At 72.0% G+C, this 13,340-nt stretch carries 14 protein-coding genes; 4 read left to right on the forward strand and 10 right to left on the reverse strand.

Annotated elements, in window-relative coordinates; translation table 11 throughout:
• The first annotated feature begins 12 nt into the window (after window positions 1-12).
• Entirely contained in the window at window positions 13-1,644 is a 1,632-nt protein-coding gene (locus ACIBG8_RS06140) for a dihydroxy-acid dehydratase (RefSeq protein ID WP_397341448.1), read from the forward strand.
• Window positions 1,641-2,930: an MFS transporter gene (locus ACIBG8_RS06145; RefSeq protein WP_397341449.1), complete on the forward strand. Its 1,290-nt coding sequence runs from the start codon at window positions 1,641-1,643 to the stop codon at window positions 2,928-2,930. Before ACIBG8_RS06140 ends, ACIBG8_RS06145 begins: the two co-directional genes overlap by 4 nt.
• Here the strand turns inward: ACIBG8_RS06145 and ACIBG8_RS06150 are convergent.
• Both ACIBG8_RS06150 and ACIBG8_RS06155 read right to left on the reverse strand, forming a co-directional pair.
• On the reverse strand, window positions 2,902-3,507 hold the full coding sequence (locus tag ACIBG8_RS06150; RefSeq protein ID WP_397341450.1) for a DUF998 domain-containing protein: 606 nt from the start codon (window positions 3,505-3,507) through the stop codon (window positions 2,902-2,904). The genes ACIBG8_RS06145 and ACIBG8_RS06150 overlap by 29 nt on opposite strands.
• The gene (locus ACIBG8_RS06155) at window positions 3,507-3,857 is read right to left on the reverse strand and encodes a YciI family protein (RefSeq protein WP_397341451.1); all 351 of its coding nucleotides are present in this window, start codon (window positions 3,855-3,857) and stop codon (window positions 3,507-3,509) included. The genes ACIBG8_RS06150 and ACIBG8_RS06155 overlap by 1 nt, the downstream gene beginning before the upstream one ends.
• A gap of 94 nt (window positions 3,858-3,951) precedes the next feature.
• On the opposite strand from ACIBG8_RS06155, the gene ACIBG8_RS06160 reads away from it, so the two are divergent.
• On the forward strand, window positions 3,952-4,581 hold the full coding sequence (locus ACIBG8_RS06160) for a GntR family transcriptional regulator (RefSeq protein WP_397341452.1): 630 nt from the start codon (window positions 3,952-3,954) through the stop codon (window positions 4,579-4,581).
• Window positions 4,582-4,590: 9 nt separating this feature from the next.
• Here ACIBG8_RS06160 and ACIBG8_RS06165 read toward each other — a convergent pair whose 3' ends face one another.
• The 8 genes from ACIBG8_RS06165 to ACIBG8_RS06200 form a co-directional block, all read right to left on the reverse strand.
• A complete protein-coding gene (locus ACIBG8_RS06165; RefSeq protein WP_397341453.1) occupies window positions 4,591-5,649 on the reverse strand; it encodes an agmatine deiminase family protein in 1,059 nt (352 codons plus the stop codon).
• A gap of 98 nt (window positions 5,650-5,747) precedes the next feature.
• The gene (locus ACIBG8_RS06170) at window positions 5,748-6,488 is read right to left on the reverse strand and encodes an ABC transporter ATP-binding protein (protein ID WP_397341454.1); all 741 of its coding nucleotides are present in this window, start codon (window positions 6,486-6,488) and stop codon (window positions 5,748-5,750) included.
• On the reverse strand, window positions 6,481-7,404 hold the full coding sequence (locus ACIBG8_RS06175; protein WP_397341456.1) for an ABC transporter ATP-binding protein: 924 nt from the start codon (window positions 7,402-7,404) through the stop codon (window positions 6,481-6,483). Before ACIBG8_RS06175 ends, ACIBG8_RS06170 begins: the two co-directional genes overlap by 8 nt.
• A complete protein-coding gene (locus ACIBG8_RS06180) occupies window positions 7,401-8,237 on the reverse strand; it encodes an ABC transporter permease (protein ID WP_397341457.1) in 837 nt (278 codons plus the stop codon). The genes ACIBG8_RS06175 and ACIBG8_RS06180 overlap by 4 nt, the downstream gene beginning before the upstream one ends.
• Complete coding sequence (locus ACIBG8_RS06185; RefSeq protein WP_397341458.1) at window positions 8,234-9,190, reverse strand: ABC transporter permease; 957 nt, start codon at window positions 9,188-9,190, stop codon at window positions 8,234-8,236. The genes ACIBG8_RS06180 and ACIBG8_RS06185 overlap by 4 nt, the downstream gene beginning before the upstream one ends.
• On the reverse strand, window positions 9,187-10,719 hold the full coding sequence (locus ACIBG8_RS06190; protein WP_397341459.1) for an ABC transporter substrate-binding protein: 1,533 nt from the start codon (window positions 10,717-10,719) through the stop codon (window positions 9,187-9,189). Before ACIBG8_RS06190 ends, ACIBG8_RS06185 begins: the two co-directional genes overlap by 4 nt.
• 13 nt (window positions 10,720-10,732) lie before the next feature.
• The gene (locus tag ACIBG8_RS06195; RefSeq protein ID WP_397341460.1) at window positions 10,733-11,659 is read right to left on the reverse strand and encodes a nitrilase-related carbon-nitrogen hydrolase; all 927 of its coding nucleotides are present in this window, start codon (window positions 11,657-11,659) and stop codon (window positions 10,733-10,735) included.
• Window positions 11,656-12,657: an agmatine/peptidylarginine deiminase gene (locus ACIBG8_RS06200; RefSeq protein ID WP_397343901.1), complete on the reverse strand. Its 1,002-nt coding sequence runs from the start codon at window positions 12,655-12,657 to the stop codon at window positions 11,656-11,658. The genes ACIBG8_RS06195 and ACIBG8_RS06200 overlap by 4 nt, the downstream gene beginning before the upstream one ends.
• Before the next feature lie 107 nt (window positions 12,658-12,764).
• Between ACIBG8_RS06200 and ACIBG8_RS06205 the strand changes: the two genes are divergently transcribed.
• Complete coding sequence (locus tag ACIBG8_RS06205) at window positions 12,765-13,340, forward strand: TetR/AcrR family transcriptional regulator (RefSeq protein ID WP_397341461.1); 576 nt, start codon at window positions 12,765-12,767, stop codon at window positions 13,338-13,340.

Here is a 13,340-nt window from a genome sequence, read left to right on the forward strand (position 1 = left end):
AAGATCCAGCCCATGGGATTACGGAGCAACTTCACTCCGGGCACCACCCGCTGGGCCGTACGGCGAGCGCAGTGGAGCGCGATGGGCATCAGCCTGGAAGACCAGGAGAAACCCAAGGTCGCGGTGGTCAACACCTCCTCGCACCTGTCCGTCTGCTTCATCCACCTCGACGAGGTGGCCAGGCGCGTCGCCGAGGCGGTGCGCGGTGCGGGCGGCCTGCCGTTCGAGATCCGCACCACCGCCCCCAGCGACTTCGTCACCAGCGCGGGACGCGGCGCCCGCTATCTCATGCCGACCAGGGACCTGGTGGTCAACGACGTCGAGGCGGCCGTGGAGGGCGCGGTCCTGGACGGGGTCGTCTTCCTGTCGTCGTGCGACAAGACCACCCCCGCGCACCTGATGGCGGCGGCCAGGCTCGACCTGCCCTCGATCGTGGTCATCGGTGGTTACCAGCGCGGTGGCACCTTCGCCGGCTGCTCCGTGGACATCGACACGGTCTACGAGTCGGTCGGCGCGGGGATGGGCGCCGAGCGGCTGGGCGAGCTGGCCGACCGGGCGATCGAGGGCCCAGGGGTGTGCGCGGGGCTGGCTACGGCGAACACCATGCACTGCCTGGCGGAGGCCCTCGGCATGACGATGCCTGGCTCGGCCCCGACCAGGGCGAACGGGCCCAACATGTGGCGCAGGGCGGAGGAGGCGGGCGCCCGCGTGGTCGCCATGATCGAGGAGGGCCTCACCGCCAGGAAGGTGCTCACGGCGCAGGCGATCGAGAACGCCGTCGAGGTCGCCCTGGCGCTGGGCGGCTCGGTCAACTGCGTCAGGCACCTGGCGGCGATCGCCGCGGAGGCCGAGCTCGACCTGGACGTCGTCGCCCTCGTCGAGGCCCGGGGCAGGGACGCCGTGCAGCTCGCCGCGATCCGTCCCAACGGCCCGCACCAGGTGTGGGAGCTCGACGAGGCGGGCGGGGTGCGCAGCGTGTTGCGCGCCCTGCGCCCTCGGCTGCACACCGGAGCGCTCACGGTCACCGGTCGTACCGTCGGCGAGCTGGCCGACGCCGCTGACCCGCCCGACGGGCGCGTCATCAGGGACCTCAAGGACCCGGTACGTCCCGAGCCCGGGTTGATCATCCTGCGCGGCTCCCTCGCGCCGGACGGCGCGATCGTCAAGCTCGCCGGGGTCCGCGACGCGACGGCGCGCCGCTTCGAGGGGCCCGCCCGCGTGTTCGCCGACGAGGACGCGGCCATCGCGGCGCTGGGCGAGGGGCTCATCCACGCCGGTGAGGTGATCGTGCTGCGGGGGATGGGCGTGCACGGCGGTCCTGGGACGGTGTTCGCGGCGGGCTTCGTGGCCGCGCTCAACGGCGCGGGGCTCGGCGGCGAGGTGGCCGTGGTGACCGACGGCGAGCTGTCGGGGCTCAACCACGGCCTCGTGGTGGGGCAGGTCATGCCGGAGGCGGCCGACGGCGGCCCGCTGGGCGGCGTCGAGGACGGCGACCTGATCACGATCGATCTGGACGCTCGCGCCCTCGACGCGACCCCCGTCCGCGAGGGGACGGTGCGCCCGGCGGCGCACGAGAGCGGCTGGCTCGGCCAGTACGCCAGGCTCGTCGGCCCGATCCAGGGCGGGGCGGTGACCCGGAGGTGAACCAGGCGCGCCGGGCGGGAGTGGCCGCCCTCGTCGGCACCACGCTGGAGTGGTACGACTTCCTGATCTACGGCACGGCCGCCGCCGTGGCGCTCAACAAGCTGTTCTTCCCCCTCGCCGCCCCCACAGCGGGACGGCTGGCCGTCTTCGCCACGTACGCCGTGGGCTTCGCTGCGCGCCCGGTCGGCGGGCTGGTGATCGGCCACCTCGGCGACCGGCGCGGGCGCAGGGCCGTCCTGCTGCTGACCATCACGGTGATGGGCGTGGCGACCACGCTGATCGGGCTGCTGCCCACCTACGCGCAGATCGGGGTCTGGGCGCCGGTCCTGCTGGTCCTGTTACGGCTGGCGCAGGGGTTCGCCGCGGGAGGCGAGTACGCCGGGGCGGTCGTGTTGTCGGTCGAGCACGCGCGCCCCGGCGGCAGGGGGCTGGCGGGCGCGTGGGCGGCGAGCGGGTTCGCGCTGGCCACGCTGCTGTCGACCGGAGTGTTCCAGCTCATGGTCAGGATGCCGGAGCAGGCCTTCCTGGCGTGGGGGTGGCGGGTGCCGTTCCTGCTCGGCGCGGCCCTGCTGGTGGCCGGGTTCTTCATCAGGCGGCGCGTCACCGAGTCGCCGGTGTTCCGGTCGGCGGTCAGGCCGGAGAGGGCGCCGGTGCTGGCCGTGCTCCGGGGGAACGCGCGCCCGTTCGTCGTCGTCATCGGGGCGCGGCTGGCGGAGAACGCCTTCGCTTACACGTTCCCGGTGTTCGGCGTCGCGTACGCGGTCGACACGCTCGGCGTGGACAGGCAGCTCACCCTGCTGGCCGTGGTGCTCGCCGCCGGTGTGCAGATCGCCGCCGTCCCGCTGTGGGCGGCGCTGTCCGACCGGGTGGGCAGGAGGATCGTGTACGCCGGGGGCGCCGTCGCCTCCGCCTGCTGGCTCGTGCCGTACTTCCTGCTGTTGCAGACGCTGTCGCCGGCGCCGCTCGTCGCCGGGTTCGTGGTGGGGTTCGGTGTGCTCTACCCCGCGATGCTGGCCCCGCAGGCGGCGTACTTCGCCGAACTGTTCGACGCCGGTACCCGCCTGTCGGGGTTCGCCACCGCCCGCGAGCTGGGTTCCGTCCTGGCCGGTGGCCTGCTGCCGCTGGTCGCGACCGCGCTGGTGGCCTGGGCGGGGCACTGGTGGCCGGTGGCGGTCTACCTGACCGTGCTCAGCGCGATCACCGTGGCCGCGCTGGCATGGGGGAGGGAGACGCGCCGACCGGCCGAGGACGACCGGGTCAGCGCAGGTGCTGGGCCGTCAGCGTGATCCACGCCCAGCCCGCCACCACCGCGGCGGCGAAGGCCAGGTTGATGCCCGGGATCGAGGAGCCGGACGCGATGCCGACGAAGGCGGCCAGGAAGAACACCCCGGTCACCGCCGAGTAGGCGGCCCAGCCGCGCCGCCCTTCGGCCGCGTGGGCGCGCGCCATGACCAGGCACGCGCCGATCAGGCCGAGGAACCCGACGCCGCCGACCACGAAGTGCATCATCCCGTGCCAGGAGACCGTCTCCGTCGCCCCGATCGGGAACCCGCCCATCGGGTCGGCCGAGAACACCCCGGCACCGGCCACTCCCGCACCGTAGAGGGCGATCAGCCGCGAGGCCCATCCGCGGCCCATGCCCGCGGCGAAGGCGATGGTCAGCAGTCCGGCGATCAGGAAGTTGCCGACCTGCACCCACCCCATCGCGCCGTTGCTGAGGATGCTCACCGGGTGCCTGGTGATGTCGAACCCCTCGCGGGTGACGATCTGCAGCACGGCGACCACGACGTAGAAGGGCCCCGCGACCACGCCGCAGGCGAGCAGCGCGCCGGAACGATCGCGGACCGAGGCGACGGCGGTCATCACGCCTCCGGGCCGAACACCTGACGGACCTCGGCCTCGCCCTGCCACGCCGGCCAGTACTTGGCGTGCAGGCCCAGGAACTGCTCGGCGACGCTCACCGCGTGCTCGTGCGAGTCGACGTTGATCAGCGCGTAGGCCTCGATCTGCTCCTTGGCGTCGATCGGCGTGGTGGAGCCGTCCGACAGCCGCAGCCGCGCGCCCGCGCCGGGCGCCGACAGGCCGCCGGTCGCCAGCAGCACCCCGGCGGCGGTCATCTCCTCGCCGTGCCGGCCGATCGCCTCGATGAGGTCCTGCGGAGGCGGGCCGAGGGTCGCGTTCTGGTCGGACGTGAGGAACAGGATGTAGCGCATCGACGTGCTCCCTTGACTAGTACACCAGTGATATATCGGTGATGTGCCATTGATACACCGGTATGCTGGAAGCTGTCCAGAGGCGGGAGCAACGTTGAACAAGAGCGATCAGGCCTACCAGGCGCTCGAAGAGCTGATCACCTTCCAGGAGCTGGCGCCCGGCAGCCTGCTGTCGGAGCGCGCGCTGATGGAGCGCACCGGCTTCGGCAGGACTCCCGTGCGCGAGGCGCTGCAACGCCTGGCCAGAGACCGGATGGTCGACATCCACCCCAACCGCGGCGTCTTCGTCGCAGAAGCCTCGGTCGAGTCGCAGCTGCGGCTGCTCGAAGTGCGGCGCAGCCTGGAGGAGCTGGCCGTACGGCTGGCCGTCCAGCGCGCCTCGCCCCGGCAGCGCGCGGCGATGCTGGCCCTCACGGAACGGCTCGAACGCTTCGCCGGTGACGACGCCCACGCCTTCGGCCCGCTGCTCAAGGAGTCGCACGCGCTGATCGCGGAGGCGGCGGGCAACGACTTCCTGTCGGTGGCGATGGCGCCGCTGCAGGGGTTGTCGCGGCGGTTCTGGTTCGCCAACCTGCGCGATCGGGCCGCGGACATCCGGGCGGGCGCCGACTGCCACCAGGCGATCCTGCGTGCCGTACACGGCGAGGATGAGGAGGGAGCCGCCCAGGCGTCACGGCAGCTGAACGACTACCTCGTCGCCTTCGCCCACCGCACCCTGCGCTAGCAGGCGCGCTCAGGCGGGCCTGGGCATCTGCTGGGTGGAGCAGTGGATGCCGCCGCCGCCCTCGCCGAGCGTGTCGACGGGCACCTGCACGATCTCGCGCCCCGGGTACAGGTCGCCGATGATGGCTGCGGCGTCCTTGTCGGCCTTCTTGTCGCCGAAGCGCGGCACGATCACGCCGCCGTTGACGACGTAGTAGTTCACGTAGGTGGCCAGGAAGCCGTCGCCGCGCCGTCCGATGTCCTCGGGTTCCGGCAGGTCGACGAGTTCGAGCCGCTTGCCCCGGGCGTCGACGGCCTGGCTCAGGACCTTGCGCGCCTGGTCGTAGGCGGCGGTCCAGACGTCCTGCGGGGCGTCCTCGGGCGGGACGCCGATGACCACCACGCCCGGCTCGGAGAAGCGGGCGAGCGCGTCGATGTGGTAGTCGGTGATGTCCTTGCCCTTGACGCCTTTGACCCAGATGAAGGTGGTCGCGCCGAGCGTTTCCCTGAGCGCCGCCTCGATGTCGGCGCGGGACTTGCCCGGGTTGCGGTTGGCGTTGATCAGCGAGCTCTCGGTGGCCATGAGCGTGCCGACGCCGTCGACCTCGATCGAGCCGCCCTCTGCGACGATCGGCGCCTCGATCCTGGTGACCTTCTCCCTGGCCAGGATCTCGGCGGCGACGTCCTGGTCGCGGGTGTGCGCCTGCTTGCCGCCCCAGCCGTTGAAGTTGAAGTCGACCCCGGCCAGGTTCTTGCCGCCGAGCACGAAGGTGGGCCCGATGTCACGCATCCACAGGTCGTCGACGGGGATCGGCACGACCTCGACCTCGGAGCCGCAGACGCTCTGGGCCGCCTTGACGTCCTTGGGGTTGGCCAGCAGCACCACCGGCTCGAAGCCGGCGATGGCGCGGGCGATCCCGGCGATGTCGTCGCGCACGTCCGCGGTGTCGGACTTCCAGATCAGCTCGGTCGGCCACGACATGAAGGTCTTCTGGTGCGGATGCGTCTCCTCCGGCATCAGCCAGCCCGCAGCCGCGGGCGCGTCCTTCGCCGCGACGGTCGTCGGCGATCCACCGCCGCAGGCGTTCAACGCGCCCCCCAAAGCCGCGAAGAGCGCGGTTTGTAGCGTCTGACGTCGTGATATCCGCACAAAAGCCCCCCTGACTGAAATTTTCGTCAGGAGGTAGCTTACCCGGGAAGCGAGGACAGCAGGAGCTGGGTGTAGGCGTGTCGTGGTTCTGACAACACCCGCGCCGTCGGCCCGCGCTCGACGATCTCCCCGTGCCGCATGACGACCAGGTCGTCGGTGACCTGGCTCACCACCCCGAGGTCGTGGGTGATGAACAGGAACGCGGTGCCGGTCTGCTCGCGCAGGTCGGCCAGCAGGTTGAGGATCTGCGCCTGCACGCAGACGTCCAGCGCCGCCACCGCCTCGTCCAGCACCAGCACGGACGGCTCCACCGCCAGCGCGCGGGCGATGGCCACCCGCTGCCGCTGGCCGCCGGACAGCTGCCTGGGCAGCGCGTCGGCCTCCCGCTGTCCTAGACCGACCTGGTCGAGCAGCTCGGCGACGCGCCTGGCGGGGTCCAGGCCGGGGAAGTGCAGCTTCAGGCTCTCGCGCAGCACCGCGGTGGCGCTGAGGCGCGGGTCGAGCGACAGGAACGGGTCCTGGAAGACGATCTGCACCTCGCGGGCGCGCCGCAGCCGCTCGGCCCGGCCGCGCCGCCTGACCGAGCGGTCGTGGCCGCGTACGGTGACGCGTCCGGTGTCGGGGCGCTCCAGGCCGAGGATGATGCGGGCGGTGGTCGTCTTGCCTGAGCCGGACTCGCCGACGACGCCGAGCGAGCCGCCCTCCTCCAGGGCGAAGCCGACGTCGCGGACGGCCTGGACCGGGCCGTAGGACTTGGACAGGCCCTCGACTTCAAGCACGCTCTCCTCCCGGAAGGCTGTGGTGGCAGGCGACCTGGTCGATCAGGTCTGGCGGCTCGGCGCGGCACTCGGCCGTCGCCAGCGGGCACCGTGCGGCGAAGGCGCAGCCGTCCAGCTCGGTCCGCAGGTCGGGGGGCTGGCCGGGGATGGTGGCCAGCCTGCGCTCGGTGCGCGCGATCCTGGGGGTGGCCGCGAGCAGGGCGGCGGTGTAGGGGTGGCGCGGGTGGGCGAACAGGCTCGCCGCGCTCCCGGTCTCCGCGATCCTGCCCGCGTACATGACGTACACGCGGTCGGCGATGGCCGCTGCCAGGTCCAGGTCGTGGGTGACGAACAGCAGCCCGGTCCCGAACCTGTCGCGCAGCGACCTGAGCAGGGCCACGATCTCGGCCTGCGTGGTGACGTCCAGCGCGGTCGTCGGCTCGTCGCACAGCAGCAGTCTCGGGCCGCCCATGAGCGCGGCCGCGATCATGACCCGTTGCAGCATCCCGCCGGAGAGCTGGTGCGGGTACTGGCGCAGGACCCGCTGGTCCAGCCCGACCGCCTCGACGAGCTCGCCGGCGCGCTCGCGGGAGCCGGGACGCCCCTCGGTGAGGAAGTCGCCGAGCCTGCGCAGCGGGTTGATGGCCGCGCGCGGGTCCTGGAAGATCATCGCTGCGGTACGGCTGCGCAGCTCGCGCAGCCGTACCGGCGTCATGGCCAGGACGTCCTCGCCCTCGACCGCCACGACGCCCTCGACGGACGCGCCGGGCGGCAGCAGGCCGAGCACGGTCCGCGAGGTGAGGCTCTTGCCCGAGCCGGACTCGCCGACCAGCGCCACCGTCTCGCCCTCGGCCACGCTCAGCCCGACCCCGTCCAGGACGGGACGCACCGCTCCTGGCAGCCAGATGCGCAGGTCCTTGATGTCCAGCACGCTCATGCCCGCCTCCGCGAGACGCGGTCGGCCCAGTGCTCGGCGACGACGTTGAAGGCGACCACGGTGAGCACGATCGCCGCGCAGGGCAGGATGGCCGACAGGGGTTCGCCCTGCAGCAGGGCCGACTGGCCGTCGTTGATCATCGAACCCCAGGTGGGTGTCAGGGGCGGCATCCCCAGCCCCAGGTAGGACAGGGCGGACAGGTCGAGCAGGGCGTAGCCGAAGTTGACCGACGACTGGGCGAGCACCACCGGGGCGATGTTGGGGATCAGGTGGCGCAGGCAGATGGTCAGGCCGGAGAAGCCCTGCACCCGGTAGGCGGCCAGGTAGGGGCGCTGCCGTTCCGACAGGGTGAGGTTGCGGGCCAGGCGGCTGACGTAGGGCAGGTAGGCGAGGGACAGGGCGATGACGGGCGCCGCGACGCCCTCGCCGTACAGGGCGACGAACATGATCGCCACCAGCAGGGCCGGGAAGGCGAGCAGGAGCTCGGCGGCCCGAGACAGCAGCGAGTCAGGCCAGCCGCCGAGCCACCCGGCGGCGACGCCGACCAGGACGCCCGCGACGGTGGAGAAGACGACGACGGCGAGCGGGCCCAGCAGCGAGGTGCTCGTGCCCGCGATCAGCCTGGACAGCGTGTCGCGCCCTGCGGTGTCCGCCCCGAGCAGGTGGCCGGGTCCGGGACCGGCGAGCGCGGCGCCCAGGTCGGTGGCGTTCGGGTCGTGGGGGGCGAGCCAGGGGGCCGCGACCGCCACGACGACCGTCAGCGCGGCGAAGGCGAGACAGGCCAGGTAGAGCCCAGGCCGAGGGGTGCGCAGGACTCCAAGGACGGCGGTCATCCGGCCTCGTTCCTCGCGCCCAGGCGGACCCGGGGGTCGACCAGCGGGTAGCACAGGTCCACGACCAGGTTGGTCACCGTGAACAGCGCCACCACCAGCAGCGTGATCGCCTGCACCACGGGGAAGTCCTTGACCTGCACCGAGCTTTCCAGCAGCGCCCCCAGCCCGCCGATACCGAACGCGGCCTCGACCAGCACCGTGCTGATGACCAGCCCGGAGATGGTCAGCCCGCTGACGGTGACGATGGGCCCGAGCGCGTTGCGCAGGACGTGCCGCCTGATCACCAGCCGCTCACGCAGACCCCGGCTGAGCGCGACGGTGACGTGGTCGAGGCCGAGCTGGTCGCGCATCGCGCCCCTGGTGACCCTCGCGAGCCACCCGGTCCAGTACAACGCCAGCGCCACCGACGGCAGGGCCAGGTGGTAGACCATGTCCACCGGCCCGTCGCCGCTGCCGATCGTGGGAAACCACCCGAGCTGTACGGAGAACACCCACAGCAGCCCGATCGCGGCGACGAACGACGGCGTGCCCAGCGCGACCGACGTCCCGACGAGCACCACCGAGTCGGTGATCCCGCCGCGCACCGCGGCCACCCGCCCCAGGCCGACGCCGAGCACCACCACCAGCACCGCGGCCATCGTGATGAGCAGCAACGTGCTCGGCAGCCGGGCCTGGATCAGCTCCAGCACCGGCCCCCGGTACTGCATCGACCGCCCCAGGTCCCCGGACAGCACCCCGCGCCCCCACTTGAGGTATTGGAGGAGGAAGGGATCTTCGAGGTGGTACTGCGCCCTGATCGCCGCCAGCGCCTGTGGGCTCGCCGCCCGGCCGCCCAGCAGGAAGGTCTCCGGGCTGCCAGGCGCCAGGTGGACCGCGCCGAACACCAGGAACGACGCGGCCACCAGGGTCAGCGCCGCCTCCAGCAGGCGGCGCAGCAGGAACCGGGCGATCATCCCGCCGCACCCACGTCGGCCGCCCACGGGTAGTACATGTAGGCGATCGAGGTCGGCGCACCGGTGATGCGCCTGCTCAGGTAGAGCGAGGTGGGCCACTCGGCGACGGGGATCCACAACACCTGCTCGGCCTCCCTGTCGCGCAGCTGGGCGGTCAGCGCCGCCCGCCTGACCGGGTCGTACTCGGCGATCGCCCGGTCGATGAGCGCGTCGAAGGCCGGGTCGGCGAAGCCCATGTAGTTCTCGAAGCCGTCGCTGCGGAAGATCGAGTAGCTGGCCAGCGGGTCGGTGATGGACAGGTAGTAGGTGCAGGGGAACAGGTCGACGGCAGCGCGCGCCTCGGGGTCGGAGAACAGCGCGGTGTAGGCGTCCGGCGCGATGGTCTTGAGCTCGACGTCGAGCCCGATCTCGGTGCCCGCCGCCTGGACGGCGGTGGCCAGCAGCGACACGTCGGTGCCGATCGGGCTGGTCGCCACGGTGATCTTCTTGCCGGTGGCGCCCGCCTGCCTGATCAGCTCCTTGGCTGCGGCGACGTCCCGTTTGATGCTCTTCGAGGTGCCGCTCTGCGCGGGCCAGGCGTCACGGGGCGCGGGATCGGCCGCAGGTGAGCCGACGCCCTGCAGCCCCGTCTTGACGAAGCCGTCGCGGTCGAGCGCCAGCGACAGCGCCCGCCGTACGCGGACGTCGCTCAGCGCGCCCTTGAGGTTGGTGAAGGCCAGGTTGACGGTGGTGAGGCTCTTGCCGAAGTGCAGGCCGCCCTTCAGCCTGGCGTAGCTGTCCGGGGCGATGAGGTAGCCGCCGTCGACCTCGCTGGTCAGCATGGCGTTGGTCCTGGCGGCCGGGTCGGTGATGAACCGGAAGACGACCTTCCCGGCCTTGGCCCGCTTCCCCCAGTAGCCGGGGAAGCGGTCGAGCTGGATCGACTCGCCCCTGCGCCACGCGCCGAGGCGGAACGGGCCGGTGCAGTCGGTGGCCGAGCGCGGGTTGGCGACCGTTCCGGCCGAGGTGGCCATCCACTGGTTGAACTGCGAGTCAGGCCGCTTCAGCCGTACGGTCACCTCCATCGGGCCGCTCTTGGTGATCGAGGCGACCCGGTCGAAGGACTTGGCCCAGTAGGAGCCCACCTCGGGGTCGAGATGGCGGCGCAGGCTGGACACGACGTCGTCGGCGGTCATCTCGCCGCCGCCGTGGTACTTCACCCCGGACCTGACGGTGTAGACGAGCGTCCGCGGATCGGGCTGCTCGACCGCCGAGGCCAGGCCAGGCTCCAGGCCGAGCTGCGGGGTCCAGCGCATGAGGCTCTCGCAGACGTTGGAGAGGATCATGTTCTGCGGGTAGTCGAAGGCGTAGACGTAGTCCAGCGTCGGCGGTTCCGCGTAGATGGACCAGGTGAAGGCGTCGATGTCGCCCTTGGCGGGCGGCGTCGAGGCAGACAGGGTGAAACCCGGTTGGGGGGCCGCGCCTTGAGAAGCTGCCCCGCCGCAGGCCGCCGCCAGGAAGGCGACGGCCGCGAGCGCTGCGATCCGCATGTGTCTCTCCTCGTCAGACCGGGCGGGTCAGCGCGCCGTACAGCTCGGGCCGCCGCGTGTGGATCAGGCCGAACTCCAGCCAGTCGCGCCGCTGGTCCAGGTCGAGGTCGGCGACGAGTACGGCGGGCCGGTCGCGCGGGGCGCGCAGCATGACGCGCCCGTAGGGGTCGGAGATGAACGACGAGCCGTAGAAGGTGATCGGCCCCTCGGCGCCGACCCGGTTGGGCACCACCATGAACAGCGCGTTGGCCAGCCCGTTGGCGGAGATGGCGTGCTCCCACATCGGACGGGTGTCGAAGTCGGGCAGCTCGGGCTCCGACCCGATCGCCGTCGGGTGGACCAGCACCTGCGCGCCCTCCAGCGCGTAGGTCCTGGCCAGCTCGGGGAACCACTCGTCCCAGCAGGTGGGGAAGCCGAACCTGGCGCCGCCCACCTCGACCACGGGGAACCCGGTGTCGCCGGGGCGGAAGCACAGGTCCTCGTGGTAGCCGGGGAAGCGGGGGATGTGCAGCTTGCGGGTGCGGGCCAGCAGCGCGCCGTCCGGCCCGACGCAGATCGCGGTGTTGTAGCCGAGGCCGCCGTCGGTGGCCCGCTCGTACAGTGAGGCGTGGACGGCGACGCCCAGCTCGACGGCCAGCTCGGTGGCCAGCCGGGTGGTGGGGCCGCCGGGCAGGTCCTCCATGAACCGCTCCGCGCTTTCCGCCTGCTTCTTGTCGGTCGCGAAGTAGGGGCTGCGGGTCAGCTCCGGCAGGCACACCACCTCGGCGCCCAGCTCTGCGGCCTGACGCACCCCGGCGCGCAGGGCGGCGTCATGCGCGTGTTCGTCCTCCTGCCAGAACATCTGCACCAGGCCCACCCGGAGGAGAGTCCCTGGTTCCGCCGTGCCCCTGCCCGGCGAGCCGAGGGGCGATCCGAAGGAGGTGAGCACGTCGTAGGTCATGCCGCACCGCCCTTGGGGAGCTGCTGGGTGATGCAGTGGATGCCGCCGCCGCCCGAGGCGACGGTCGGTGTGGGCACGCCGACGACCTTGCGGCCGGGGAAGGCGGTGGCGATGACGGCCAGCGCCTCCTCGTCGGCCTCGACCCCGGCGACGGGGACGACCACGCCGCCGTTGGCCACGTAGAAGTTCAGGTAGCCGACCTCGACCACCTCGCCGGCGACCTCGACGAACGCGCTCTGCGGCAGCTCGACCAGCTCGAAGGGCCGCCCCTGGGCGTCGGTGGAAGCCTCAAGCACCGCCTTGTTGGCCCGCATGCGGGCGTGGTCGGGGTGCGCCGGGTCGTCGGGGAGCTGGATGAGCACCTTGCCGGGCGCGGTGAAGGCCGCGACGCCGTCCACGTGGCCGTCGGTCTCGAAGTCCTCCAGCCCGCCGTACGGCAGCCAGACGACCTTGGTGACGCCCAGCCGGTCCTTCAGCTCCTGCTCGATCTGCTCGCGGGTCAGTCCGGGGTTGCGGTTGGGGTGGAGCAGGCACTGCTCGGTGGTGATCAGCGTGCCCTCGCCGTCCACGGTCAGCGAACCGCCCTCGAGGATCATCGGCGACTCGATCCGCTCGACGCCCAGGCGCTCCAGCAGCAGCGCGCTGATCCGGTCGTCGCTGTCCCAAGGCGCGTGCTTGCCGCCCCAGGAGTTGAAGCGGAAGTCCACCCCGGCGCGCGAGCCGTCGGCGCCCACCACGAAGATCGGGCCGGAGTCACGCAGCCAGGAGTCGTCGATCGGCGCCTCCACCACCGTGATCCCCGGGCCGCACAACCGCTCGGCGCCGGCGCCCTGGCCGGGCGCGGCCACCATCGTCACCGGCTCGAACGCGGCGATCGCCTGGGCCACGGCCGCGTACTCGGCCCGCGCCGCGGCCAGCCCGCCGCGCCACAGCTCCTGCCTGGTCGGCCAGGCCATGAGGCAGCCGTCGTGCTCAGCCCATTCGGCCGGCATGCGCATCAACACGGAACTCTCCTCTTTGTCGTCAGTCCGGGTAGGGCTATAGTCGTGCTGACTGAAAATTCAGTCAAGAGCTCATTTGAATGATCAAGGTAACGTGGGGTGCCATGTCGGACCGTCAGCAACTGATCCTCGAAGCGGCGCTGCGCGTCATCGCCCGCGACGGCGTGCGCGGCCTGCGGGTGGAGAAACTGGCCGCCGAGGCCAAGGTGTCGACCTCGCTGATCTACTACCACTTCGAGAACCGGGCCGGTCTCATGCGCCGCACCCTGGAGTTCGTCAGCGAGCGGGCCGGCCGCTACACCAGCCAGGCGCTGGAGCGCGGCGGCGACGCGCGGACCAGGATCGAGTTGCTGCTGGCCCTGGAGCTGCAGGACACCCCGGCCGTCAGGGAGAACAGCTCCGCCTGGGGCGAGCTGCGCGCCACCGCCACCTTCGACCCCGACCTGCGCGAACCGTTGCAGGCCGCGACCCGGGAATGGGTCGCCGACCTGGTCGCCGTGATCATCGAGGCGCGCGCTGCTGGTCTGGTGTCGGACAAGGTCGAGCCGGCTGACTCGGCCGAGCGGCTCACCTCGCTGGTCGAGGGGCTCAGCGAGCGCTGGCTGAGCGGCACCATCACGCTGGAACGGGCGCAGCAGCTGCTGTCAGGGGCGATCGAGGTCGAGTTCGACCGCCCCTGA

Source organism: Nonomuraea sp. NPDC050556 (assembly GCF_044457355.1).
In the GTDB taxonomy this organism is placed as follows: domain Bacteria; phylum Actinomycetota; class Actinomycetes; order Streptosporangiales; family Streptosporangiaceae; genus Nonomuraea.